Genomic DNA, 23,700 nt, shown 5'->3' with positions numbered 1-23,700 from the left:
CGCCGTTCGGTTCCGACCGTCAACCTTACCGGTGGGCGGTCTGCGCACCGTGGCGACAGCCTTTCCTGCGGTTTTTCATCTGCTACTGTAATACCTATCGTAGGCTTTTTGGTAAAAGGCTTTTGGTGATCACGGCTGGGCGGACGAAGATGACCGGGCGCACGCCACCGGGCGATTCACGGATTGTCCCATGGACCTAGGGTTGTCCGGTGCCGCGGCGGTGGTGGTCGGCGGCAGTCGCGGCATGGGTCTGGCGACGGCTCGATGTCTGGCCGACGAAGGCGCGCGCGTGGCGGTGATCGGCCGCACCCGCGCGGCCGTCGACAGCGCGGTGACCGATCTCACCGGGCGCGGCAGCCCCGGGGCCCTCGGACTGGTGGTCGACATCGGTGACGCGGCAGCGGTGGACGCGGCGTTCGCCGAACTCGGTCGGCTGTGGAATGGCGAACTCAACGTGCTCGTCAACACCGTCGGGCCGGGCGCGGCGGGCACTTTCGAAGACCTGACCGACGAACAGTGGCGCCAATCCGTCGAAGACGGGGTGATGGGGATGGTGCGCTGCGTCCGGGCGGCGCTGCCGTTGCTGCGCGCGGCGCAATGGGCGCGGATCGTCAACTTCTCCGCGCACTCGACGCAGCGCCAAAGCGTCATGCTGCCCGCCTACACGGCCGCCAAGTCGATGCTGACGAGCGTCTCCAAGAATCTGTCGCTGCTGCTGGCCAAAGAGGAGATCCTGGTCAACGTCGTCTCGCCGGGCAGCATCGCCTCGGAGTCTCTGGTCGGGTGGGCGAAGTCGGTCGGCGTCGACGGCGACGACCCCTACCGGCTGATGGACGCGATCACCGAGCACTTCGGGCATCCGGCGCACATGCCCCGGGCCGGCCTGCCGGAGGAGATCGGTCCGGTCGTCGCCTTCCTCGCGTCGCGGCGCAACTCCTACATGACCGGGGCCAACATCAACGTCGACGGCGGCTCGGACTTCACCTGACGCGAATTTGCTTGTACGACAACAGGAATGGATCATGGCGACAGCGAGTGAGGCGCGAGTGTGGGCGCGCGGCGCGTTGCGGGGTATCGGCGACTCGCTGTACACGCCGTTCTGCGGCCCGGACGGCGACGACATCGACTGGGAGGCCTACCGAACGCTGGTGCGCTACTGCGTCGGCGACCTGGGGCACCCGATGTTGTGGTGCACCAGCGGCATCGCCGAGTTCTGGTCGTTGACCCTCGACGAGCGCAAGCGCCTGCTGGAGGTGGCGATCGAGGAGGCGCGTGGCATCAACCCCGACGTCGTCGTCCAGGCCTGTACGGCGGCCACCAGCGCGAAGGACTGCGTGGATCTGACGCTGCACGCCCAGCAGGCGGGCGCCGACATCGCCTACATCCAAACGCCGATGATGGAGGCGCACGGCGGGGACGGCGTGCTGCGGTTCTTCGCCTACGTCGCCGCACGCACCGACATCGCCCTGGGCATGTTCAATTCCCCGTCGTCGGGCTATGTCCTGACGCCGGCCGAGAGCGCGCGCATCTATGAGGAGGTGCCGGCCGTGTGCGCGACCAAGGAGGGCGCCTTCCGGCCGGGCGGCAGCAGGTTGCTGCACCAATTGGCGCCGGGACTCGTGCTGTGGGAATGCGACAAGACGGTGTACCGGGCCGGTTGGCTGCGGGACGGGATCGTCTGCCCGGCGCAACTGGGAACGGCGGGTTACCTGTTCGAGACGCCGCAGCGGCGATTGTTCTCCGAGTACTGGGATCTGGTGCAGAACGACAAGCTGCTCGAGGCGATGGACTACGGGCGCGAGTCGGGTCTCGATCAGTTCGATCTCGACATCGGGTCCTGGTGGACCTGCTACCCGGGACGCGCCGATTACTTCACGCACTGGGGTGGCGCGTTCAAGTACGCGGCGTCGCTGCTGGGCCTGCCGATCGGCGACTTTCCCCACTCCCGGCCGCCGCAGGCGTGGCTGCCGGCGCAAGCCAAGGCCCAGATCGAAAGCGCCTATCGACGTCTGGGGCTGGTCGCGGCCTAGGGTGGCGAAAGGCCCGGCCACCTGGTGACCGGGCCTTCGCCGTTCAACGGTTACTGCTTGGCGCGCTGTTCGGCCTTCTCGCGCTCCTCGTACATCTTGGCCTCGCCGCGGGCCTTCTCGGCTTTGGCCTCTTTCTTGGCCGCGTCGCGCTGCGCCTCAGCCTTGTCCAGCTGGGCGTGGCCCTCCTTGATCATGTCGTTGCGGCCCAATACCGCACCGAGGATGACCTTGGCCCTGCCGAAGATGCCTTCCACAATGCCCTGGATGGCCTCCATCGGGCCGCTCTTGCTGTCAGCCATTTGCACTTCCCTCCTGCTCATGGACACCTTGAGTGCGGGTTCCCGATCGGGTCGGCGGGGCAAACGTCTCCGCATTGTGTCGCTCGCCACACGGGGGTAGCCGGCTCCCCGGCAGGTCTGCGGCGTGCCGGCCAAACACGTTCTCAGCCTTGAGAATTGGGATGAGCCCTGCCGTCCTCGGGGGAGGTCGGCTGGTGCGGCGCGTGGTGCGCGGGGGCCGGCGGCGGGCTCCAGGGTGCCGGCTCGCTGCGGGTGCGGCGTCGTGCCAGCAACAACGCGCCCGCCGGCACGGCGATCAGCGCCGTCCAGAACAGAACCTGGGCGGCGGTCACGGCCAGTTCGGCACGCAGCGCCGTCTTCCGAATCTGGCGCAGGCGGTGTACCGGCGCTTCCGCTGTCGCGGTCATGGGTCGTCTCCTTCGGTTCGGACGAATTGCGGGTCGGGGTTTGCATGCGGTACCCCGGTGCGGCGCGTCCTAAAACGCGCGGTGGCAAGCGGGATCGCCCGGTGCGCCGGGCGCGCCGCCGGCCGCCCGTCGCGCGTCCGTGCAGCCGGCCGTCGTGACGGCCCGAGTCGCGCCTCGGTGAGCGGGAATTGGCTGTTCGCCCGGGTTTTGTACCGGCCGGGCCGCGGTTGTGGAATGCGCTACCGATAGGTATACAGTATGCGTACAAAGCAGCCTGGGTCCGGCAGGGTGAGGAGGTGCCGCGGGAGATGTCCGGCAGCGACGGTGCCTCCGAGGACGCGGTGCTCTACGAGACGACGGACGCCGGCGTCGCGGTCCTCACGTTCAACCGCCCGGAGCGCCTCAACGCCTGGGGGCCCGACATCGCCGCGGGCTTCTATGCGGCCATCGACCGCGCCGAACAGGACCCGGTGGCGCGGGCGATCGTCCTGACCGGCCGCGGCCGGGGTTTCTGCGCCGGCGCCTACCTGGGCGCGCCGAGTGCGGCGCCCACGTATGGCGCGACGCTGGAGAAGGCGGGTCAGACGAACCTGTCCGAGCTGGTCGGCGAACGCCCGCCGCACTTCCTGACCACGCTGCGCAAGCCCGTCATCGCCGCCGTCAACGGTGCCTGCGTCGGCATCGGACTGACCCAGGCGCTGATGTGCGATGTTCGGTTCGCCGCCGCCGGGGCCAAGTTCGGCGCGGTGTTCTCCCGCCGCGGCCTGATCGCCGAGTTCGGGATCTCCTGGATCCTGCCCCGCCTGACGGGTTGGGGGGCCGCCCTCGACCTGTTGTTGAGCGGCCGCACCTTCCTCGCCGAGGAGGCCGTCGAACTGGGCCTCGTCAAGGAGGTCGTCGCTCCCGACGATCTGATGAGGCGCGCCCTGGACTACGCCGAGGACATCGCGCGAAACTGCTCGCCGGCGTCGATGGCCGTCATCAAAAGGCAGGTCTACGGCGACGCCGCGCGCGATGTCGTCGACGCCACCGCGCGCGCGGAAGTCCTGTTGCACGAGGCGATGCCGCGGCCCGACGTCATCGAGGGGATCACGAGCTTCCTCGAGAAGCGGCCGCCCCGATTTCCTGCGCTCGACCCGACCGATGTTCAGCGGTCGCCGGTGCCACGGAAAGGATGATCATGGGCAAACTGGGCTACCAGGCGATTGACGTCGACAACCACTACTACGAACCGCTGGACGCCTTCACCCGGCACCTGGACAAGAAGTTCAAGCGCCGCGGCGTGCAGATGCTCAGCGACGGCAAGCGCACCTGGGCCGTGATCGGGGATCGGGTCAACCACTTCATCCCCAACCCCACCTTCGACCCGATCATCGTGCCGGGCTGTCTCGATCTGCTGTTCCGTGGCCAGATTCCCGAAGGCGTCGACCCGGCGTCGCTGATGAAGGTCGAACGCCTGGCCGAGCACCCCGAGTACCAGAACCGCGACGCGCGGGTCGCGGTGATGGACACCCAGGACATCGAGACGGTTTTCATGCTGCCGACCTTCGGCTGCGGCGTCGAGGAGGCACTCAAGGGAGACATCGAGGCGACGATGGCGTCGGTGCACGCCTTCAACCTGTGGCTCGACGAGGACTGGGGTTTCGACCGGCCCGACCACCGCATCATCGCCGCGCCGATCGTCTCGCTGGCCGATCCGGCCAAGGCGCTCGAGGAGGTCGAGTTCGTCTTGGCGCGCGGCGCCAAGCTGGTCCTGGTGCGGCCGGCGCCCGTGCCCGGCGTGGTCAAGCCGAGGTCGCTGGGCGACCGGAGCCACGACCCGGTGTGGGCGCGACTGGCCGAGGCCGGGGTGCCGGTGGGCTTCCATCTGTCCGACAGCGGCTACCTGCACATCGCCGCGCAGTGGGGCGGCAAGGCGACCTTCGAGGGCTTCGGCGACAAGGACCCCCTGGACACCGTGCTGCTCGACGACCGCGCCATCCACGACACGATGGCCTCGATGATCGTGCACGGTGTGTTCACCCGCCACCCCACGCTGCGGGCGGTCAGCATCGAAAACGGTTCGTACTTCGTGCACCGGCTGGTCAAGCGGCTGAAGAAGGCGGCCAACAACTACCCGCGGCATTTCCCCGAGGACCCGGTGGAACAGCTGCGCAACAACGTGTGGATCGCGCCCTACTACGAGGACGACCTGCCGCAGCTGGCCGAGGTCATCGGCGTCGACAAGATCCTGTTCGGTTCGGACTGGCCGCACGGCGAGGGCCTCGAGTCGCCGGTGTCGTTCACCGGGGAGCTGGTGGGTTTCAGCGACACCGAGGTCCGGAAAATCATGCGAGACAACGCTCTTGGCCTACTCGGTGTGCCAGTCGGCTCGGCCGTCTAGCGGCTGGACGCCATGAGCGAATGGACCATAGGCGCGGCTTTCGACGCCATCGCCGACGTCATCGGAGACAGGACGATGACCGTGTGCGGCAGTCGCCGCAGCACCTTCGCCGAATCGGCCGACCGCACGCGCCGGCTCGCCAACTTCCTGGCCGGCAAGGGGTTGGGGGCGCACCGCGAACGCGCCGACCTGCAGAACTGGGAATGCGGTCAGGACCGGGTGGCGCTGTTGATGCACAACGACCTGTACCCCGACATGGTCATCGGCTGCCTCAAGGCGCGAACCGTCCCGGTGAACGTCAACTACCACTACACGCCCCGCGAGGTGGGCGAGCTCCTCGACTACCTCAAGCCCCGCGCGGTCATCTACCACCGCGCGCTGGGCGCCAAGTTCGCCGACGTGCTCGCGCGCGACGGTGTCGACCTGCTGCTGTCGGTCGACGACGGCAGTGCGGCCACAGAATTGGCCGGTGCGGTGTCGTTGGAAGACGTGCTGGCGCAGGGGGATTCCGACTGCGTCGCCAAGGCGTCGCCGGATGACCTGCTGATGATCTGCACCGGCGGCACCACCGCCCGGCCCAAGGGGGTGTTGTGGCGGCAGTCCGACATCTACGTGTCGTCGATGGTGGGCGCCGACCACGCCTGCGCCCGGGAGATCCACGAGAAGGTGCGCGGCGATGCCGGGGCGCCGTGGTTCGCCGTGTCGCCGTTGATGCACGCCGCCGGCATGTGGACGGCGTTCTCGGCGATCATGGCGGGCACCACCGTCGTGCTCTACGACACCGCCGAAGGGCTGCAGCCGCAGTCTGTTTGGGAGACGGCGCAGCGCGAGAAGGTCGGCTTGATGACGATGGTCGGCGACGCCTACGCCGCCCCGTTGGTGGCCGAGTTGCGGCGCGGCTCCTACGACCTGTCCGCGCTGTATGCGATCGGCACCGGCGGCGCCGCGACGAACTCGAAATACCAACGCGCCCTGCTGGAAGCGCTGCCGCAGGCCACCCTCATCAACGGCTACGGCTCCTCGGAGACCGGGAACATGGGATTCGGCCACAGTCGCGGGTCCACGCGCAACGACACGTTCACGCTGCGCGAGGGTGGACTGGTGCTGTCCGAGGACTGCAGCCGCTTTCTGTCCCCCGGCGAGCCAGAGGTGGGCTGGGTGGCCAGGGAGGGGCGGATCCCGCTGGGATACTTCGACGATCCCGACGCCACCCGCAAGACCTTCCCCGAGATCGGCGGCAAGCGGGTGGTGATCTCGGGCGACCGCGCCAGCCTCGAGCCGGACGGAACGCTGCGGCTGTTCGGCCGCGATTCGCTGGTGGTCAACACCGGCGGCGAGAAGGTGTTCGTCGAGGAGGTCGAGGAGGTGCTGCGCGCCCATCCGGCGATCGCCGACGCCTTGGTGGTCGGCCGCCCGAGCGAGCGGTGGGGGCAAGAGCTCGTCGCGCTCGTCGAAACCCGGGCCGAAGCGGAAACGACCGCCGAGGACCTGTACGCGCAGTGCACGTCGCAACTGGCCCGGTTCAAGGCGCCCAAGGAGTTCCTGTTCGTCGAGCGCGTCCAGCGGCTGGGCAACGGGAAGGCCGATTACCGGTGGGCCAGGAGGCTGGCTCTGCAGCACGCTGAAGCGAAGGCGCCGATGTCCACATGAAAGCGATCGACTGCCTGGTCAACGTGCACTTCGGCGAGACCGAGAAGCAACCGACGTGGATGCTGAAGGTGCGCGACGACTACTTCAAGGGACCCGAGTCGATGTTCGCGCCGGTCCAGTTGCCGGAGCTGCTCGACGAGATGGACTCTCAGGGCGTTCGCAAGGCCATCCTGATGGACAACCTCGCCAGACCATCGGTGACCGCACGCAAGTTCGTTGAGGAGAAGCCGGAGCGCTTCGCGTTGGCGATGGGTGGTGTGGACCTGCTGCGGCCGATGCCGTCGCTGCGCGAACTCGGCGCCGTCGTCAACGACCTGCCCGTCGCGTATGCCGCCGTGGGACCGAGCTTCTGGGGTGATGGCCAGTATCCGCCCAGCGACGCGGTCTACTACCCGCTGTACACCAAGTGCGCCGAACTCGGGCTGCCGTTGTGCGTCAACACCGGCATCCCCGGGCCGCCGATCCCCGGGGAGGTGCAGAACCCGATCCACCTCGACCGGGTCTGCGTGCGGTTCCCCGAGCTGAAGCTGTGCATGATTCATGGCGCGGATCCCTGGTGGGACATCGCGATCCGGCTGCTGATCAAGTATGCCAACCTGCGCCTGATGACCTCGGCGTGGTCGCCGAAGCGTTTGCCGGACAGCCTGCTGCACTACATGCGCACGCGTGGGCCCGGCAAGGTGATCTTCGCCTCCGACTGGCCGGTGCTCAAGATGCGCCGCGTCGTCCCGGAAGCTGCCGGGCTCGACCTGCCGGCCGACGTGCTCGAAAACTATCTTTACAACAACGCGCAAGATTTTTTCTTCGGTGGCCAGGAGGAACGCTGAGCATGGACCGTTACGAACTACGCAGGCTCGACTACAGCCTGACGCCGGATCACGAAGCGTTGCAGGCCGCCTACCGCGACTTCTTCAAGACGCACTGCCCGATCGAAACCGTGCGCGCCGCGGAGGAGACCGGTTTCGACAAGAACCTGTGGGAGCGTCTGTGCGCCATGGGCGCGACGACGATGGCGCTGCCGGAATCCGCGGGCGGGGACGGGGCGACGCTGGTCGACCTGACGTTGGTTGCCGAGGAGATCGGCCGCTCACTGGCGCCGGTGCCGTGGATCGACCACGTCTGCGCGGCCCGGCTGCTGGCCCGGCTCGGCGCCGCGGAATCCGACGTCGTCCAGGGCACCAGGCTCACCGCGCTCGACCCGCAGCACGACAGCGTCATTGGGACCCGGCTCATTCCCGCCGGGTCGATCGCCGATCAGGTCATCGTCCGCGACGGCGCCGAGGTGGTGCGGCTGGCCTTCGACACCCGCCCGGCGAAGGTGGACAACATCGGCCGGCTGCCGATGGCGTGGGTCGACCCGGCCGCCGCCGACCACCGCACCGTGCTGGCCGGCGGGCCCGACGCGCTCGCGGAATACCAACGGGCACTGGACGAGTGGCGGTTGCTGACCGCGGCGGCGCTCGTCGGGCTGGTCGAGGAGGCCCTGACGATCGCGGCGGAGTTCGCCAAGACGCGCTACACGCTGGGCGTGCCGATCTCCACGCTGCAGGGCATCTCGCATCCGCTGGCCAACATCGCGATCACCGTGCAGGGTGGGCGCAACCTGGCGCGGCGCGCGGCCTGGTTCCTGGACAACGAACCCGACGAGCGCCCGGAGCTCGCCGCCTCGGCGTTCGTGTTCATGGCCGAGGAGGCGGCCAAGGCCGCGACCATGGCGGTGCATGTGCAAGGCGGGCTTGGTGTTTCGTCCGAGGCGGCCGCGACGGCGTACCTGGTGCGTGCCCGCGGCTGGGCGCTGGCCGGTGGCGACCCCGGCGCCAGCGCCAAGTACGTCGGCGAGCTGGTTGCCGCCCGGGAAAGCGGAAAGGGCGCCTGAGGTGGATTTCTCACGAGTCACCCTGTCGGCCGACGACCAGGACTTCCTGCAGCAGGCCCGCGATTTCCTGCGCACGCACGTGACCGAGGAGGTCAGGCGCCGCGACCGCGAGACCGGAGACAACTTCGACGAGGGGGTGCACCTGGCACTCGGCGCCGCGGGCTATCTGGAGCGCGAGTGGAAGCCGCAGGACGAGGGCGGCTTCAGCCGGGTGCGTCGCCGGATCTGGGAGCTGGAGAAGCGGCGCGCGCACGTGCCATGGGTGACCTGGGGCACCACCGCGATGGTGGCCCGCTCGGTGGCGCGGTTCGGCTCGCAGGAACTGCAGGACGAGGTGTTGCCCGGCGTCTTCAGCGGTCACGTCCGGCTGTGCCTGGGTTACACCGAACTCGAGGGCGGATCCGACATCGCCACCTGCAAGACCCGCGCGGAGCGGGAGGCGGACGGATCGAGCTGGGTCATCAATGGCTCCAAGATGTTCACCACCGGAGCGCACAACTGCCAGTACGTCTTCCTCATCACCAACACCGACCCCGACGCCGCCAAGCACAAGAGCCTGACGATGTTCCTGGTTCCGCTGAACTCCCCGGGCATCGAGATCCAGGGCATCCGCACCGTCGACGGCGACCGCACCAACATCGTCTACTACAGCGACGTGCGCGTCGACGACAAGTATCGGCTGGGCGACGTGCACGGCGGCTGGACGGTGCTGCGCGAGCCGCTCAACGTCGAGCACGGGGCGGTCGCGGCCGCCCCCGACGGGCTGCAGGACGTCTCGATCATGATGCACCAGGCCGGTTTCATGGCCGACGCCCTGGACAAGGCGGCAGGCAAAGCGACGCAGCGGGATCCGGGCGGGCGCCGGCTCATCGACGACGCATCGGTGGCATACCGGTTGGGCCGCAGCGCCGCCCGGATGGAAGCGGCCCTGAGCGCGCCCAGCATCTTCGGCCGCGTCGCCCTCGCGCAGACGATGCGCGACATCTCACCGGACCTGATGGACATCCTCGGCACGGCCTCGGCGCTGCCGCTGGGCACCGACGGCGCCGCCGACGACGGCGCCGCGGAGTACACGTTCCGGTTCGCACCGCTGGTCGGGATCTACGGCGGCACCCTGGAGGTGTTCCGCAACATGATCGCGCAGTACGTGCTGGGGCTGGGCAAGCCGGCCTACGCCCCGACAAAGTAGCGCGAGCAGACGCAGAATCGCACGAATTCGCTTCGCGAAGTGCGATTCTGCGTCTGCTCGCGAAACTCAAGTGGTCAGGATCGTGGCCGCGGCGGTGCCGGGGGCGCCGTACAACTGGGTGAATCCGACGCGCGGCTCGCCCGGGACCTGACGGTCGCCCGCCTCGCCGCGAAGTTGACGAACAATCTCGTGGATCTGGCGCAGGCCCGACGCCCCGATCGGCTCACCGTTGGCGATCAGCCCGCCGTCGGTGTTGACGGGCATCGGGCCGCCGATCTCGGTTGCGCCGTCGGCCAGCAGCTTCTCCTGATCACCGTGTGCGCAAAAACCGCATTCGGCCATGTGGATGATCTCCGCGCCCGCGTCGGTGTCCTGCAACTGGATGACGTCGACGTCGGTGGGGGCCACTCCGGCCTTTTCGAACGCGGCCCGCGCGGCGTACACGGTCGGTGCGAGATCCTCTTCGACCGGCGCGAAGGTGGTGTTGACCTCGTAGGCGCCGTAGCGGCGGGTGCGCACCTCCACCGCACGCAGATAGACGGGCTTGGCGGTGTAGCGGTGAGCGATGTCCGCGCGGCACATCACCACCGCGGCGGCACCCTCGTCGGGCGCGCAGAACATGTACTGGGTCAGCGGATAATTCAGGATCGGCGAGCCGAGAATGTCCTCTTCGGAAATGGGCTTGCGGCGGAACGCATTCGGGTTCAACGCACCGTTGCGGAAGTTCTTGGCCGCCACCCTGGCCAGCGTCTGCCGCGAGATGCCGTGGTCGTGCAGGTAGCGGTTGGCCTTCATCCCGAAGAACTGGGTCGTCAGGTACTGCCCGTTCTCGGCGTACCAGCGCGGCATGCCCACCAGCGCAGGGTCTTCGGTGAACGCTCCGCGGGGGTGCTTGTCCAGGCCGATGGCGATGCCGATGTCGTAGTCGCCCAGCCGGATCCCGTCGGCGCACGCCTTGGCGGCGCTGGCCGCGGTCGCGCACGCGTTGAACACGTTGGTGAACGGGATGCCGGTCAGGCCGACCATGGCGACGATCGCGTCGGGATTGGCCACCGTCCAACTGCCTCCCGTGGCGGCCTGGACGTCCTGCCACGCGACGCCGGCGTCGGCGACGGCGGCTTGGATGGCGTCGACGGCCATCTCCATCGCCGACTTGCCCTCGAAGCGACCGAACGGGTGCAGCCCCACCCCGATGATGGCCACGTCATTCATGTTCGTGCACGCCGTCTTTCACGCGATGGCTCCCGACTGCTTCAGTTCCTCGATGCGATCCCAGTCCATGCCGAGTTCCATCAGGACCAACTCGGTGTGTTCGGAGGCCTGCGGCGCCCGCGTGGTGGACAGAGGCTCGTGGTTGAACTGCACGGGACCGCGCACGACGCGGAAAGGCTTTCCGCCGTCGGCAAGTTCGACCTCACTGATCATGTCGTTGGCGATGGCCTGCTCGTCGTCGACCAGGTCGAGCAGGCTCTGGAACGGGGCCCATTGACCCTTCATGGTCTTCAGGTGGTGCCGCCAGTATTCAAAGGGCTTGCCCGCGAAGGCCTGCGCGATCAGTTCGGCGGCCGCGTCGGCGTTCTGGATCAGCGGGAGCACGTCGGCGAAGCGGGGATCGTCGGCCGCCTCGGGGATGCCGAGGTGCTCGAAGGTGTCGCGGATCAGCCCGGTCGGGCTGATGATGCACAGGTTGATGGTGCCGCCGTCGGAGGTGGTGTAGTTGCCCATGAAGGGATTCACCGACGCGCCGGAACCCGGCATGGGCGTGCGCATGACTTCGCCGGTCTCCATGCCCTGCGTCATGCTCGCGCCCGCCGCCCACCAGGCGGTGCTCAGCAACGACACGTCGAGTTCGAGGGCTTCGCCGGTGCGCTCGCGATGCAGCAGCGCGGCCGAGATGCCGCCGGCGATGAACATGCCGCCGATCGAATCGCCGAAAGCCGGAATGCCTTGCCCCAGTGCACCGCCGAGTTCTGCGGGCGTCAGCGCGTAGCCGATGCCGCTGCGCGTCCAGAACGCCGTCCCGTCATACCCGCCGACGTCGCGTTCGTCGCCCTTGTCGCCGTACGCCGAGCCACGGGCGTACACGATGTTCGGGTTCACCGCGCGGATGTGCTCCACGTCGAACTTGTGCTTCTGCCGCTGCGCCGGCAGGTAGTTGGTGAGGAACACGTCCGACGTCTTGGCCAGCTCGTAGATCACCTCCCGGCCGCCGGGCGTCGACACGTCGACCCCGACGCTGCGCTTGCCCCGGTTGGGGTGCTCCATCAGCGGATGCCGCGCCGGATCGACCTGGATGCCGCCCATGTTGACGAAGCCGCGTTGGGTGTCGCCGCGGGCCGGGTGCTCGATCTTGAGAACGTCGGCGCCCCAGTCGGCCAGGATGGCTCCCGCGGCCGGGACGAACGTGAACTGCGCAAGCTCCAAGATCCGGAAGCCGGACATGACTTTCACCATTTCGGGGACCCTACTTCGCGTCGAACGTCACCGGAAGTGCGGTGGGGGAGCGGAAAGGCTGGCCGTGGATGTGCGGGTCGTCGTCGGTCTGCAGTCGAAAATTCGTCAGCCGGCTCAGCAGGCATTCCATCGCGACGCGGGTTTCCATGCGCGAGAGGTGCAGACCCAGGCACGTGTGCTCGCCGGCGGCGAACGAGATGTGGGGCACGTGGTCGCGGAAGATGTCGAACTCGTCGGAACGTTCCCAGCGCCGCTCGTCGCGATTGGCCGAACCCATGCACACGCCGATGACCGAGCGTGCCGGAATCTCGACCCCGCCCACCTCGGTGTCCTCGGTGGTGAAGCGCTGCACGGTGGTCAGCGGGGTCTCGAAGCGCAGCCCCTCCTCGATCGCCTGGGGGATCAGTTCGTGGTCGGCCTGCACCGCGGCGAACTGGTCCGGGTGGGTGAGCAGCAGATACAGCAGGTTTCCCGACGACCGGTAGGTGGTTTCCAGCCCCGCGGGCAGCAGCAGGCGAAGGAAGGAGTAAATGGCTTCGTCGCCGAGCTTTTCACCGTCGATCTCGGCGGCGACCAGGTCGCCGATGATGTCCTCGGTGGGTTCGGACCTGCGGTGTTCGATCTGTTCGAGGAAGTAGTCCTTGAGTGCCGCCGAGGCCTCGAAGGCGCGTTCGTAGTCGACGTGGTAGCTGATCAACTGCACGGCGCGCTTGCGGAACATCGGCAGGTCTTCGGCCGGCAGTCCCAGCAGCTTCGCGATGACGCGCGTCGGGAACTCGAAGGTGTAGTTCCGGACCAGGTCGGCCGTGCCCGCATCGACGAACTCGTCGATCAGAGCGTTGCAGATCGGCCGCACGATGGCGGGCTCCCACCGGGCCAGCGCCTTGGACTTGAATGCCGCCGACACCAGGTTGCGGTGGTCGCGATGCTTCTTGCCCTCCATCGCCAGGATGGTCGGTCCCATGAACAGCCCGATCGTCTTGTCGTACGGCTTGGAGCTGAACACCTGGCCGTCCCGGAACACCGTGTTGACCGCGTCGAACGACACCGCGGAGTACTCGCTCTCGGGCAGGAGGGACTCGGGTGTCTTGGAGTAGTCCATGACCGTCCCGCGGAAGACGCCGGCCTCCCGGCGCTTCCGGGCGAAGAAGGGATACGGGTCACGCAGGCTGACGGTCTGGTCGCCCGTGCCGGCGGCGGCGTGAACATTGGTCGTCACCTAGATCTCCAGCATCTTCGGCGGGAAGGGGAAGTCCTTGCGTAAGATCGTACTGTAATTATTACAGTAGACAAGATGGTCGCTGTGCCGGCCGTCTCCCGAAGTGCCTCACGAGCGCACCGAAGAACAGGACTCGGGGGCCGGCGGGGCGGAATCCATCCGCCGACCGTGGGGGATATGCACGAAAAGCTCGGGCGGATCGTGCGTTACACCCACGTTCGGCGCGCGTCGGGGGCGGAGTCGGCCGCCGCGGCTAGCGTGTACCGAGCGGACGGGCCGATCAGCTGTCCACCGCCTGCTCGCGCGCCCACCGGTAGTCCGCCTTGCCCGAGGGGCTGCGCTCGACGGCCGCCCGGAAGACGACCGCCTTGGGGAGCTTGTAGCGGGCCAGCGACGTCGCGGCGTGCGCCACCAGTTCCTCGGCGTCGGCGCGTGCGCCGTCGGCCAGCGCCACGACGGCAACCACCTCCTGGCCCCAGCGTTCGCTCGGCCGGCCGGCGACCACCACGTCGGCCACCGCGGGGTGCGACGCGATCGCCGTCTCCACCTCCTCGGCGAAGATCTTCTCGCCGCCGGAGTTGATCGTCACGGAGTCGCGGCCCAGCAGCTCGATGCTCCCGTCGGCGCGGTGGCGGGCGCGGTCGCCCGGGACCGCGTAGCGGACGCCGTCGATCACCGGGAAGGTCTTGGCGGTCTTGGCCGCATCGCCCTTGTAGCCGAGCGGAACATAACCGCGTTGCGCCAGCCAGCCGATGCCCTCGTGGCCGGGCGGCAGGATGGCGGACAGATCCTCGGCCGCCACGGAGGTGTCCGGTCCGGCGTTGAACGTGCCCGTCGAGATCGCTCCCGGCATCGACATGTGGTGCATCTGCGCCCCGGTCTCGGAGGATCCGACCCCGTCGACGACGACGGCATGGGGCAGCGCTTCGATCAGCCGCTCCTTGACGAAGGGGGTCAGCAAGGCGCCGCCGTTGGCGACCACTCCCAGCGACGACACGTCGGCGACACCTTTCTCGATGGCGTTCACCAGCGGGCGCGCCATCGCGTCGCCCACCACCGTCACGACCGCCACCTTCTCGCGCTCGATGGTGCGGACGACATCTTCGGCGTCCAAATGGTCCACCACCGAAGGGAATACGACGGACTGGCCGGTGCTGATCGCCGTCATCACGCTCCACTGGGCGGCGCCGTGCATCAGCGGCGGCAGGATCATCAACTTGGTGCCCGGCCCCGCGGTGGTCCGCGCGACGACCTCCTCGACCGACTGTGCGGGTTCGCCCGTGATGAGGTTGCGCCCGCCGAAGGACGTCATGAAGATGTCGTGCTGGCGCCACAGCACGCCCTTGGGCATGCCGGTCGTGCCGCCGGTGTACAGGACGTACAGGTCGTCGGGCGAGTGCCGCACCGCAGGCGGCTCCGGCGAAACGGAGGCCAGCGCGGCCTCGTAGTCCACCGCGCCGTAGAGCAGGTCGTTGCCGGAGTCGTCGGCGATCTGGATCAGCACGCGCAGCCGCGGAAGGTCGGGCAGTATCTCGGCCACCCGCGGCGCGAACGCCGCGTGGTAGACCAGCGCGCTCGCCCCCGCATCCGCGAGCAGGTGCTGCAGCTCGTTCTTGACGTAGCGGAAGTTGACGTTGAACGGGGCGACCCGGGCGGCGAACGTGGCGAGCAGCGCCTCGACGTACTCGTTGCCGTTGTAGGCGTAGATGCCGAGTAGGTCCTGGCCGGCCTCGTGCCCGGCCAGCGCGGAACGCTCGGTGTGGCAGCCCAACCCGCGCGAGTGCAGGTAGGCGGCGAGCCGGTTCGACCGCTCGACCACCTGTGCGTAGCTGTAGCGCCGGTCGCCCTGAATCAACAGGTCGCGATCCGGAATTGCCGCCGCGACGGCCGCTACGACGGCGGGCATCGTGAATTGTTTTGCGGTGGACACTATTTCCTTTCTGTCGAGCAGACGCAGAATCGCACCTCAAAGCCCTCCACAGTGCGATTCTGCGTCTGCTCGCACGGCGGTCATCGTGCCTCTCACGGCTGGTGGGGGAGCAGTCGGACCATCAAGCCGTTGGCTTCGGTGAGCAGCGTCCCGTCGGCAGCTATCATAGTAGCGTCAATGAAAACCTTCCTGCCGTCGACGCCGGTGATGCGGCCGTGCGCCGTCAACGGCTCGTCGATCGGGGTGACGCTGCGGTAGTCCACGTGCAGATATCCGGTGCGGGTGGGGGGAATCTCCGCGGTGGAGACCACCATCCCGAACAGCCAGTCGTAGAACAGGGGGATCATGCCGCCGTGCACGGCGTTGTTCCCGCCCACGTGGGCCCGGGTGAAATGCCCGGTCATCGTGACACCGTCGGGTCCGGAGTCCCCGACGGTCCACGGCGGCAGCAGGGGATGGCCCAACCCGGGCAGTTCGACGACCCGCCCGGCCGGTGCCCGGCCTTCCGGCACCTGGTGGCCGTCCAGCAGCGCGCAGGCCCGCTCGACATGCTCGGCCAGGGCGGTCCACGTCGCGGAGTCCGGGTCGGTGCAGACCGTGAGGTCCTGCAGGCGGCGCATCGCGGCGACGAACCGGCCCAGATCGGGCGGCGCGTCGTCGGCGGGCGTGATCTCCGGGAACCCGTCCCGGGCGTGAGAAGCCGTGTCGGTCATGGCTGTGTCCACGCCCGCAGCAGGTCGTCGGCGGTGGTGATGGTCGCCAGCAGCGACAGCGTGTTGGCGATCACCGCCTCGCCGTACTCGGCGGGTATCCCGGCCACGGCGTCCCGCGGCACTACGACGCGATAGGCCGCGTTGACGGCGTCCATCACGACGTTGGGGATCGCGATGTTGAGCGAGACGCCGACCACGACGATCGTCGACACCCCGAGGTTGCGCAGCACCGCGTCCAGGTCGGTGCCACCCATCGGCCCCACGCCGTGCCAGCGGCTCAACACCAGATCCGTTGGCTCGGGCCCCAATTCGGGCAGCAGGGCCGCCCCGGGGGAGCCGGGAGTGATGTCGACCCCCTCGTGACCGGCGCCGCGACCGATCGCGAAGATCTTGGCGTTGTGGTTGGACCCGAGCCCGTCGGGTCGCCGCCGCACCAGGCAGTGCACGACGTGCACCCCGGCCGCTCGCGCGGCCGGCAGCAGCCGCACGATGTTGGGCAGGGCAACCCGGCGCGCCTCCTCGGCGAGCAGCGCCAGGCCGGCGTCCGGGCCGACGACCGCGCCCTGGCATTCCTGGGTCACGATCGCGGTGTGCTGCGGCGCCGCCAGTTCTCGCAGCGCGGTCATGCGGGCACTTCGTAGAACTGGGTGGCCCACTTACGCAGCGCCATATAGCCTTTCGCGTCCACCTTGGACAGTGGCGGATTTTCCACATACCTCTGGTAGCGCCAGATCTGCAGATCGTCGAAGACGGTGGACAGGAACTGCTTTTCGATCAGTTCGCGTAGCCTGCCCTCCGGCACGTCGGCGGTGTCCCCGGGGATCCGCGGCCACCAGATCGAGTAGAACAAGTCCGAACACCCGTCGTCGACCGGCGTGCAGGTGAAGATCAGCCGATGGTTCTGCGCGCCCTCGAACACGCTGATCGCCCCGCCGAGCCCGAACAGGTGGCTGTGGAACCGCAGCGCGAGGTCGTCGGGGTCGTCGCTGCGCGCGTCCGGCCACCCGGCGACGAACTGCCATTCGTGGTCGACGATCTTCCAGTCCAGCACCCGCGGCGTCACCGTGGCGTGGTGCACGTATTCGAAATGGGCACTGTCGGGGGCGTTCTCCGCCACGATCTGCGGATGTACCGGTTCCCGCTCGGTGCGCCGCGAGAACTCCGGATAGGCCCGGTAATAGGCCGCCGGATCGGTCTCGAACTGCGGGAACTTCCGGAAGATGTCGGGCATCTCCCACTGCGGCTCCTTGCCGTCGGGCTGGTGCCAGACGAAGACGCAGTCGTACTGCTCCCGCACGGGGTACACCCGCAGCCGCAGCGCGCGGTTGGGCCGGTCCGGCTGGTGGGGGATGTGGCGGTTGGTGCCGTCCGGGCCCCAGCGCCAGCCGTGGAAGGGGCACTGAACGCAGTCGCCGACCACCGTGCCGCCGTGCCCGAGGTGCGCGCCCAGATGTTTGCAGTGCGCTTCCAGGACGTGTAACTCGCCGGTCTGGTCGCGGTAGGCGACCAGGTCCTCGCCGAAGTAGTGCAGCGGCCGGACCTCGCCGACGGGGAACTCGGGGGACCACCCCACCATGAACCACCCGGTGACCTTCCAGGTGAAGGGAACTTCCACGCCGGGGCCTCCTGCGGTCGTTGCTACTAAATTCATTACAGTATAGATTTCAGCAGTCCGGCCCCGTGCACGGCAAGGAGCGAAATGTCGCAAGCGGCTGATCGGCACTTCGAGGCCCTCGTGATCGGTGCGGGGTTTTCCGGGCTGTACATGCTGCATCGGCTGCGGGAGCTCGGTGTCCGCACGCGGGTGCTGGAGAGGGCCGAAAACGTCGGTGGCACCTGGCTGTTCAACCGGTACCCCGGGGCGCGGTGCGACATCGAGAGCATCGAGTATTCCTACAGCTTCTCCGAAGAGATTCAGCAGGACTGGGTCTGGACGGAGTCGATGCCGGCCCAGCCCGAGATCGAGGCCTACCTGAACTTCGTCGCCGACCGGCTCGATCTGCGCCGCGACATCCAGTTCCGCACCGAGGTCGTCGCGATGGCGTTCGACGAGGACGCGGGCGCCTGGACGGTGCGGACCGCGGCCGGCGAGACCTTCCGGGCCCCGTACGTCATCGCCGCCACGGGCATCCTGTCGGTGCCGCTGGAACCGGACATCCCGGGAATGGCCGCATTCGCCGGGACCTCCCTGTTCACCAGCCGCTGGCCCCGGGAGGGCTGCGATCTGGCCGGCAAGCGGGTCGGTGTCATCGGGACCGGATCGACCGGCGTGCAGCTCATCCCCGTGGTCGCGCAGGAAGCCGCACGGCTCTTCGTCTTCCAGCGCTCGCCGGCCTACACCCTGCCGTGGCGGGTGCGCCGATTCGAGCCCGGCGAGCTGGACGAGCTGAAGGCCCGCTACGACGAGATCCGGGCGGCCCAGCGCGCGCACCCGATCGGCGCGGCGCGGCTGAGCGCGTTCTCGGTGCTGTTCGACATGCTCGGCAGGCCGCCGCTGAAATCGGCCCCGCGCGACGAGCAGCTGCGCGCCGTCGAGGAGGGCGGCGTCATGGGGGCGCTGAACTGGGGGGACGTGTTCTTCGACATCGACGCCAACCGGATGGCCGCCAAGCTGTACGGCGAGGCGGTGGCCCGGATCGTCGAGGACCCCGACACCGCCGCCGCGCTGGTGCCCGACCACCCGTTCGCCTGCAAGCGCCCGATCATCGACTACGGCTACTACGAGACCTTCAACCGCGACAACGTCACCCTGGTCGACCTGCGCAGAGAGCCGATCCGCGAGGTGACGGCGACCGGCATCCGCACCGAGCGCGACGAGTACGTGCTGGACTTCATCGTCTACGCCACCGGCTTCGACGCGATGACGGGCGCGCTCAGCCGCATCGACGTGCGGGGCCGCGACGGGATGTCGCTCGCCGCCTTCTGGGCCGGGGAGGGACCGTTGTCCTACCTCGGGTTGGCGGTAGCCGGCTTTCCCAACCTGTTCATGGTGCAGGGCCCGGGCAGTCCGAGTGCGACCACGAACTTCGTCGCCGCGATGGAGCAGCACGTGGAGTGGATCGGTGACTGCATCGCGTACCTGCGCGCCAACGGGATCCGCACCATCGAGGCGCTGGCGCCCGCCCAGCGGGAATGGATCGAGCACGCCACCGCGCTGGTGGCCCCGACCGTGCTGGTCCACCCGAGCTGCAACTCCTGGTACAACGGCGGCAACGTGCCCGGCAAGAGGCGGATGTACATGGGCTACACCGGCGGAATCCCCGAATACCGGCGGCGCTGCGACGAGGTCGCCGCGGCCGGGTACACCGGGTTCGAGCTGGCTCAGCTGGTTTAGGGTGAGCGTCATGTCCTGGGTGAGCAGGGTTCCCGACGTCGCGCGTGAGCTAGCGATGGTGCTGCCGCGGACGGTGACGGGCCTGCACGAATCGACCGGGTGGAACCCGGTGTCGCCGCGCGGTGTGCGCCAGTTCGGCGAGGTCATGCTGGACGAGTTTGCGCTGAGCGCCTTTTCACTGCTGGGCGGCGCCCCGGCGGCCATGCGGCCGCTGACCGCGTGCACCGCCGCGGCCGGGGAACTGTCCGCGCTCGGCATCGACGGCGCGCATGCCGACCCGAAACCCTTGCGGCCGAACTCGGCACAGCGGCGCAGGGTCGCGGGCCTGGCGTTCGAGCGGATCACGTTCGAGCACGATCCGGCGCTGCCGGCGGCGCTGGAGGCCGACGGCTTGGGCGGCCCGGCCGGGGCGGTCGTGCACGTGTGCCGGCACCGCGACGGCCCGAGGCCGTGGCTCGTCTGGGTGCACGGCGCCGGTCAGGGCGGCACCGAAGACCTGTTGCTGACCCGCGCCGGCCGCATCCATCGCGAGCTCGGTTTCAACGTCGCCCTGCCGGTGCAGCCCGGCCACGGGTGCCGGCGCCGCGAGTGGCCGGCGTACCCGGACATGGATCCGCTGGGCAATGTCGCGGGCATGATGCGGGCCGTGTCGGAGGTGCGCGCCGTCGTGCGATGGGCGCAGCCGCAGGCCACCGCCGTTGTGGTGGCGGGGATTTCGATGGGCAGCCCGGTGGCGGCGCTGGTATCCCACCTCGAGCGGCAGGTCGACGCCGTCGCGCTGTACACCCCGATCCTCGGCCTGAATGCGATGATCGCCCGTCATCTGGGGCGCTGGGGGGCCTCTCGTGGCGGGTTCCGCGAACTGCTGGGTTCGGCCGAGGTGGCGCAGCTGACCTCGGTGATCGACCCGCTCAGGACCGAGCCGGCACCCCCGCCGCACCGCCGGCTCATCGTCGGGGCGTGGCACGACCGGATGGCGATGCGCGAGCCCGCCACCGCACTGCAGCAGCGCTGGGGCGGGCAGTTGCACTGGTACGACGGCAGCCACGTCGGCCACGTCTTCTCGCGGCGGGTGCAGCGGGTCACCGAGGGATTCCTGCGCGAGGTGGCCGGCGAATCGGTGTCGGGGTGATGACGTCCCCGCGCACGGCCCGCGAAGTGGTCGAACTCTACAACCTCGTGGTCTGGAACGAACGCGACCTCGAATTGGCCGGGGAGCTGTTGGGTGAGAACGTCGTTCGTCACGAGGTCGGCCGGACGCACACGCTGACCCGCGCCCAGGCGGTCCAGCGCGTCGCGGACATGTGGGCATCGGTCGATTCGTTGCGCTTCGACCTGAACCTCGTCGTCGACGACGGCCGGCACGTCGCGATCCTGTACGACACGGCCATCACCACCAAAGACGGCGCGGAGACCAACATCGCGAGCATCGAGGTCTTCCGCGTCGTCGACGGCAGGATCACCGAGGTCTGGAACTGCGGCTACCAGCAAGGGGTTTGGACATGAGCACCGATCGCACGCTCGACGAGTTGGGCTACTACCTGCTGGCCGGGGCCGGTGGTGAGGGGCCGGCTACCCTGATGGACGAGGCGCGCCGCGGCGAGGAGCTGGGCCTCGGGACCGCGTTCATCTCCGAGCGCTGGAACGTCAAGGAGGCGTCTTCGCTCGTCGGCGCCGCGTGCGCGGTGACCAGCCGCATGCAGATCGCCACCGCGGCAACCAACCACAACACCCGCCATCCGCTGATCATCGGGTCGTGGGCGACCACGATGCACCGGCTTTCCGGGGGCCGGTTCACCCTGGGCATCGGCCGGGGCATCGCGGCGATCTATGGGGCGTTCGGCATCCCGGCGGTCACGACCGCGCAGATGGAGGACTTCGCCCACGTCATGCGCCGGCTGTGGCACGGCGAGCTGATCGTCAACCACGACGGCCCGCTGGGCAAATACCCGATCCTGTTCCTCGACCCGGACTTCAACGAGGACATCCGCCTGGCGCTGGTCGCCTTCGGGCCCAACACGCTCGCGCTGGGTGGCCGCGCGTTCGACGACGTCATCCTGCACACCTACTTCACCCCGGAGACGTTGCAGCGGTGCGTCAAGACCGTCAAGACCGCCGCGGAGCGGGCGGGCCGCGACCCCGACGCCGTGCGGGTCTGGTCGTGCTTCGCCACGGTCGGCGACCACCTGCCCGAACAGTTGCGGCTGAAGAAGACCGTCGCGCGGCTGGCCACCTACCTGCAGGGCTACGGTGATCTGCTGGTGCGGACCAACGACTGGGATCCCGCTGTGCTGCAAAGGTTCCGGGAGGACTCGGTGGTGACGTCGATCGCCGGCGGGATCGACCACAAGGCGACCGCCGAGCAGATCGAGCACATCGCGACACTGATCCCCGACGAATGGCTGGAACCGTCGGCGACCGGGTCGCCCCGGCAATGCGCGGAGCGCATCCGCGCCGAATTCGACTACGGCGCCGACGCGGTGATCATGCACGGCGCCACCCCCGACGAGCTCGAGCCGGTGGTCGAGGAGTATCGCGGCGAGGCTTAGCCGTGAGCGTGCATAGTTGTTCCCCCGCAAGCGGGAGGTGCTCCCAGCCTGCAGCGGCGTGTCGTCGTACAGACACGCACGCTCGCGGTCGGTGTGCTCAGGGCAGGATGGCGGTGCGCGACACCGGTTCGGCGGCGGCCTGCCGGCTGGAGATGCCGCGCTGCAGGGCGGCGAGCAGGGCGTCGCGGGTCTCGCGGGGGTCGATGAGCTCGTCGAATCCCATGTGCTCGGCCGACCGGTAGGACGCCTGCAGTTCGGCGTCGCGCAGCTGCGCCGTGAGGTCCTCACCGGCGTGCGAGGCCCTGCTCAGCGCTGCCGCGCTCATCGCGCCCATGGTCGCGCCGGGGTAGGCGAAGGTCGCCGACTGGTGGTCGAAGCCCAGCAGCGACATCACCATGGAGCCGAAGCCGTAGGCCTTGCGCAGCGTCAGGTGCAGCTTGACCGTGGTGGCCGCGGTCTGGGCGGCGAACATCCGCCCGCCGGAGCGCAGCACGCCGCTGCGCTCCGACCGGCTGCCGGGCAGCATGCCCGGGTTGTCGGCGAGGAACACGATCGGCAGGTGGAACGAATCGGCGACCATGATGAAGTGCGCCGCCTTGTCCGCGGCGTCGGCGTCGATGGACCCGGCCAGCACCTGCGGCTGGTTGGCCACCACCGCGACCGGGTGGCCGCCGAGGTGGGCCAGCGCGCAGATGACCGCCCTGCCGAACTGGGGCTGCACCTCGAACCAGTCCGGCCGGTCGAACACCACGTCTAGGACCGCGCGCATGTCGTAGACGCGGCGGTTGTCGCGGGAGACGATGTCGAGCAACTCCGGGGTTTGCCGCGGGCCGCCGGTCTCGGACGGGGGCAGCGCCGCCGGGTAGGACCATGCGCTCGGCGGGAAGTACGAAAGGTAGCGGCGGATGTCGTCGAGCACGTCTTCGTCGGCCTCGGCGACGTTGTGGATCACCCCGCTCGGCAGGGCGACGTCCGGCCCGCCGAGGTCCTCTTTCGAAATGTCTTCGCCGGTGGACTCTTTGACGACGGGTGGCCCGGCGGTGAAGATCGCGCCCTGCCGGCTCATGATCCGGAAGTCGCACACCGGGGCCACCAGGGCGCCGTGGCCGGCCGAGGGGCCGAGCACCGCGGCAACGGTCGGGACGCGCCCCGAGCACTGCGCCTGGGCGAGCAGATCGGTCGGGGTGCGCCCGTAGTGCCCGCCGGTGGGACGAAAGCCGGCGCCCTCGAGCAGCATCACCAGCGGGACCTTGTCGCGCAGCGCCAGCTCGGCGATGCGGTAACGCTTGGAGTTGCCGCCCGGTCCGATGGTGCCCGCCATGGTGGTGAAGTCCTCGGCGCCCAGCATCACCGGCGAGCCGTTGATCGATCCCGAGCCGACCACGATCCCGTCGGCGGCGATCTCGCCGCCGACCAGAGTGCCGAACTCGCGGAAGGTCCCGGGATCGAGCAGCCGCTCGATCCGGGCGCGCGCGTCGAGCTTGCCCTTGCCGCGGTGCTTGTCGAGCCGCTCCGGCCCGCCCATGGCCCACGCGTGCCGGCGGCGACGGTCGAGGTCCTCGAGCGTCTCCTCCCAACCCTGGGGTTTTGTCATGCTGTCTTCACCATGCTTGTAGTCCTACCTCACGGGAGAATCTTCGCGCAGCCAGATGAGCAGGGTCACATAC

22 protein-coding genes are annotated in these 23,700 nt (G+C 68.8%); 12 read left to right on the top strand and 10 right to left on the bottom strand.

Going from position 1 to position 23,700, the window contains the following annotated elements:
* Positions 1-190: 190 nt before the first annotated feature.
* A complete protein-coding gene (locus ACJ512_RS21630) occupies positions 191-988 on the top strand; it encodes an SDR family NAD(P)-dependent oxidoreductase (protein WP_407686393.1) in 798 nt (265 codons plus the stop codon).
* Between the two features lie 34 nt (positions 989-1,022).
* Positions 1,023-2,030: a dihydrodipicolinate synthase family protein gene (locus ACJ512_RS21625; RefSeq protein WP_407686392.1), complete on the top strand. Its 1,008-nt coding sequence runs from the start codon at positions 1,023-1,025 to the stop codon at positions 2,028-2,030.
* A gap of 50 nt (positions 2,031-2,080) precedes the next feature.
* On the opposite strand, the gene mbp1 is transcribed toward ACJ512_RS21625, so the two are convergent.
* Together mbp1 and ACJ512_RS21615 are read right to left on the bottom strand one after the other, a co-directional pair.
* Positions 2,081-2,329, bottom strand: coding sequence for a microaggregate-binding protein 1 (gene mbp1 / locus ACJ512_RS21620; protein ID WP_369737728.1), 249 nt, complete (start codon positions 2,327-2,329; stop codon positions 2,081-2,083).
* Positions 2,330-2,472: 143 nt separating this feature from the next.
* The gene (locus ACJ512_RS21615) at positions 2,473-2,736 is read right to left on the bottom strand and encodes a hypothetical protein (RefSeq protein WP_407686391.1); all 264 of its coding nucleotides are present in this window, start codon (positions 2,734-2,736) and stop codon (positions 2,473-2,475) included.
* Positions 2,737-3,044: 308 nt separating this feature from the next.
* Between ACJ512_RS21615 and ACJ512_RS21610 the strand changes: the two genes are divergently transcribed.
* The 6 genes from ACJ512_RS21610 to ACJ512_RS21585 are packed head-to-tail and all read left to right on the top strand — an operon-like array spanning position 3,045 to position 9,834.
* Complete coding sequence (locus ACJ512_RS21610) at positions 3,045-3,914, top strand: enoyl-CoA hydratase (RefSeq protein WP_407686390.1); 870 nt, start codon at positions 3,045-3,047, stop codon at positions 3,912-3,914.
* Positions 3,915-3,916: 2 nt separating this feature from the next.
* Complete coding sequence (locus ACJ512_RS21605; RefSeq protein ID WP_407686389.1) at positions 3,917-5,119, top strand: amidohydrolase family protein; 1,203 nt, start codon at positions 3,917-3,919, stop codon at positions 5,117-5,119.
* A 12-nt stretch (positions 5,120-5,131) separates the two neighbouring features.
* The gene (locus ACJ512_RS21600) at positions 5,132-6,769 is read left to right on the top strand and encodes an acyl-CoA synthetase (protein WP_407686388.1); all 1,638 of its coding nucleotides are present in this window, start codon (positions 5,132-5,134) and stop codon (positions 6,767-6,769) included.
* Positions 6,766-7,596 carry an amidohydrolase family protein gene (locus ACJ512_RS21595; RefSeq protein WP_407686387.1) on the top strand — a complete coding sequence of 277 codons (831 nt, stop codon included), beginning with the start codon at positions 6,766-6,768 and terminating at the stop codon, positions 7,594-7,596. Before ACJ512_RS21600 ends, ACJ512_RS21595 begins: the two co-directional genes overlap by 4 nt.
* Before the next feature lie 2 nt (positions 7,597-7,598).
* Positions 7,599-8,645 carry an acyl-CoA dehydrogenase family protein gene (locus ACJ512_RS21590; protein WP_407686386.1) on the top strand — a complete coding sequence of 349 codons (1,047 nt, stop codon included), beginning with the start codon at positions 7,599-7,601 and terminating at the stop codon, positions 8,643-8,645.
* Position 8,646: 1 nt separating this feature from the next.
* On the top strand, positions 8,647-9,834 hold the full coding sequence (locus ACJ512_RS21585) for an acyl-CoA dehydrogenase family protein (RefSeq protein ID WP_407686385.1): 1,188 nt from the start codon (positions 8,647-8,649) through the stop codon (positions 9,832-9,834).
* A 66-nt stretch (positions 9,835-9,900) separates the two neighbouring features.
* On the opposite strand, the gene ACJ512_RS21580 is transcribed toward ACJ512_RS21585, so the two are convergent.
* The 7 genes from ACJ512_RS21580 to ACJ512_RS21550 all read right to left on the bottom strand — a co-directional run bounded on the left by ACJ512_RS21580 (position 9,901) and on the right by ACJ512_RS21550 (position 17,765).
* Complete coding sequence (locus ACJ512_RS21580) at positions 9,901-11,046, bottom strand: thiolase family protein (protein ID WP_407686384.1); 1,146 nt, start codon at positions 11,044-11,046, stop codon at positions 9,901-9,903.
* Positions 11,047-11,064: 18 nt separating this feature from the next.
* A complete protein-coding gene (locus tag ACJ512_RS21575; protein WP_407686405.1) occupies positions 11,065-12,276 on the bottom strand; it encodes a CaiB/BaiF CoA transferase family protein in 1,212 nt (403 codons plus the stop codon).
* A gap of 22 nt (positions 12,277-12,298) precedes the next feature.
* Entirely contained in the window at positions 12,299-13,507 is a 1,209-nt protein-coding gene (locus ACJ512_RS21570; RefSeq protein ID WP_407686383.1) for a cytochrome P450, read from the bottom strand.
* 280 nt (positions 13,508-13,787) lie between these two features.
* Positions 13,788-15,413, bottom strand: coding sequence for an acyl-CoA synthetase (locus ACJ512_RS21565; RefSeq protein ID WP_407686382.1), 1,626 nt, complete (start codon positions 15,411-15,413; stop codon positions 13,788-13,790).
* Between the two features lie 116 nt (positions 15,414-15,529).
* Complete coding sequence (locus ACJ512_RS21560; RefSeq protein WP_407686381.1) at positions 15,530-16,150, bottom strand: PaaI family thioesterase; 621 nt, start codon at positions 16,148-16,150, stop codon at positions 15,530-15,532.
* On the bottom strand, positions 16,147-16,776 hold the full coding sequence (locus ACJ512_RS21555) for a cysteine hydrolase family protein (protein WP_407686380.1): 630 nt from the start codon (positions 16,774-16,776) through the stop codon (positions 16,147-16,149). The genes ACJ512_RS21560 and ACJ512_RS21555 overlap by 4 nt, the downstream gene beginning before the upstream one ends.
* Positions 16,773-17,765 (bottom strand): Rieske 2Fe-2S domain-containing protein, encoded by a 993-nt coding sequence (locus ACJ512_RS21550; RefSeq protein WP_407686379.1) that lies wholly within the window; start codon positions 17,763-17,765, stop codon positions 16,773-16,775. The genes ACJ512_RS21555 and ACJ512_RS21550 overlap by 4 nt, the downstream gene beginning before the upstream one ends.
* An 84-nt stretch (positions 17,766-17,849) precedes the next feature.
* Here ACJ512_RS21550 and ACJ512_RS21545 point away from each other — a divergent pair, with 84 nt between their 5' ends.
* The 4 genes from ACJ512_RS21545 to ACJ512_RS21530 are packed head-to-tail and all read left to right on the top strand — an operon-like array spanning position 17,850 to position 22,033.
* Positions 17,850-19,484, top strand: a complete 1,635-nt coding sequence (locus ACJ512_RS21545; protein ID WP_407686378.1) for a flavin-containing monooxygenase — start codon at positions 17,850-17,852, stop codon at positions 19,482-19,484.
* Between the two features lie 10 nt (positions 19,485-19,494).
* The gene (locus tag ACJ512_RS21540; protein WP_407686377.1) at positions 19,495-20,616 is read left to right on the top strand and encodes an alpha/beta hydrolase; all 1,122 of its coding nucleotides are present in this window, start codon (positions 19,495-19,497) and stop codon (positions 20,614-20,616) included.
* Entirely contained in the window at positions 20,616-20,990 is a 375-nt protein-coding gene (locus ACJ512_RS21535) for a nuclear transport factor 2 family protein (protein ID WP_407686376.1), read from the top strand. The genes ACJ512_RS21540 and ACJ512_RS21535 overlap by 1 nt, the downstream gene beginning before the upstream one ends.
* Positions 20,987-22,033: a TIGR03857 family LLM class F420-dependent oxidoreductase gene (locus ACJ512_RS21530; protein ID WP_407686375.1), complete on the top strand. Its 1,047-nt coding sequence runs from the start codon at positions 20,987-20,989 to the stop codon at positions 22,031-22,033. The genes ACJ512_RS21535 and ACJ512_RS21530 overlap by 4 nt, the downstream gene beginning before the upstream one ends.
* Before the next feature lie 97 nt (positions 22,034-22,130).
* Here the strand turns inward: ACJ512_RS21530 and ACJ512_RS21525 are convergent, their stop codons facing one another.
* The gene (locus ACJ512_RS21525; RefSeq protein ID WP_407686374.1) at positions 22,131-23,627 is read right to left on the bottom strand and encodes an acyl-CoA carboxylase subunit beta; all 1,497 of its coding nucleotides are present in this window, start codon (positions 23,625-23,627) and stop codon (positions 22,131-22,133) included.
* Between the last annotated feature and the right edge of the window lie 73 nt (positions 23,628-23,700).

This window comes from Mycobacterium cajalii, from assembly GCF_045809005.2.
In the GTDB taxonomy this organism is placed as follows: domain Bacteria; phylum Actinomycetota; class Actinomycetes; order Mycobacteriales; family Mycobacteriaceae; genus Mycobacterium.
Note: the sequence above shows the minus strand (reverse complement) of the source record. Positions and strands in the feature narration are given on the sequence as shown.

Coding starts and splice junctions, on each gene's coding strand:
- ACJ512_RS21625 (WP_407686392.1), top strand. CDS start 1,023: ATGGCGACAGCGAGTGAGGCGCGAGTGTGGGCGCGCGGCGCGTTGCGG.
- ACJ512_RS21610 (WP_407686390.1), top strand. CDS start 3,045: ATGTCCGGCAGCGACGGTGCCTCCGAGGACGCGGTGCTCTACGAGACG.
- ACJ512_RS21565 (WP_407686382.1), bottom strand. CDS start 15,413: ATGCCCGCCGTCGTAGCGGCCGTCGCGGCGGCAATTCCGGATCGCGAC.
- ACJ512_RS21525 (WP_407686374.1), bottom strand. CDS start 23,627: ATGACAAAACCCCAGGGTTGGGAGGAGACGCTCGAGGACCTCGACCGT.
- ACJ512_RS21630 (WP_407686393.1), top strand. CDS start 191: ATGGACCTAGGGTTGTCCGGTGCCGCGGCGGTGGTGGTCGGCGGCAGT.
- ACJ512_RS21600 (WP_407686388.1), top strand. CDS start 5,132: ATGAGCGAATGGACCATAGGCGCGGCTTTCGACGCCATCGCCGACGTC.
- ACJ512_RS21595 (WP_407686387.1), top strand. CDS start 6,766: ATGAAAGCGATCGACTGCCTGGTCAACGTGCACTTCGGCGAGACCGAG.
- ACJ512_RS21575 (WP_407686405.1), bottom strand. CDS start 12,276: ATGTCCGGCTTCCGGATCTTGGAGCTTGCGCAGTTCACGTTCGTCCCG.
- ACJ512_RS21555 (WP_407686380.1), bottom strand. CDS start 16,776: ATGACCGCGCTGCGAGAACTGGCGGCGCCGCAGCACACCGCGATCGTG.
- ACJ512_RS21560 (WP_407686381.1), bottom strand. CDS start 16,150: ATGACCGACACGGCTTCTCACGCCCGGGACGGGTTCCCGGAGATCACG.
- ACJ512_RS21545 (WP_407686378.1), top strand. CDS start 17,850: ATGTCGCAAGCGGCTGATCGGCACTTCGAGGCCCTCGTGATCGGTGCG.
- ACJ512_RS21615 (WP_407686391.1), bottom strand. CDS start 2,736: ATGACCGCGACAGCGGAAGCGCCGGTACACCGCCTGCGCCAGATTCGG.
- ACJ512_RS21540 (WP_407686377.1), top strand. CDS start 19,495: ATGTCCTGGGTGAGCAGGGTTCCCGACGTCGCGCGTGAGCTAGCGATG.
- ACJ512_RS21605 (WP_407686389.1), top strand. CDS start 3,917: ATGGGCAAACTGGGCTACCAGGCGATTGACGTCGACAACCACTACTAC.
- ACJ512_RS21535 (WP_407686376.1), top strand. CDS start 20,616: ATGACGTCCCCGCGCACGGCCCGCGAAGTGGTCGAACTCTACAACCTC.
- ACJ512_RS21580 (WP_407686384.1), bottom strand. CDS start 11,046: ATGAATGACGTGGCCATCATCGGGGTGGGGCTGCACCCGTTCGGTCGC.
- ACJ512_RS21530 (WP_407686375.1), top strand. CDS start 20,987: ATGAGCACCGATCGCACGCTCGACGAGTTGGGCTACTACCTGCTGGCC.
- ACJ512_RS21590 (WP_407686386.1), top strand. CDS start 7,599: ATGGACCGTTACGAACTACGCAGGCTCGACTACAGCCTGACGCCGGAT.
- mbp1 (WP_369737728.1), bottom strand. CDS start 2,329: ATGGCTGACAGCAAGAGCGGCCCGATGGAGGCCATCCAGGGCATTGTG.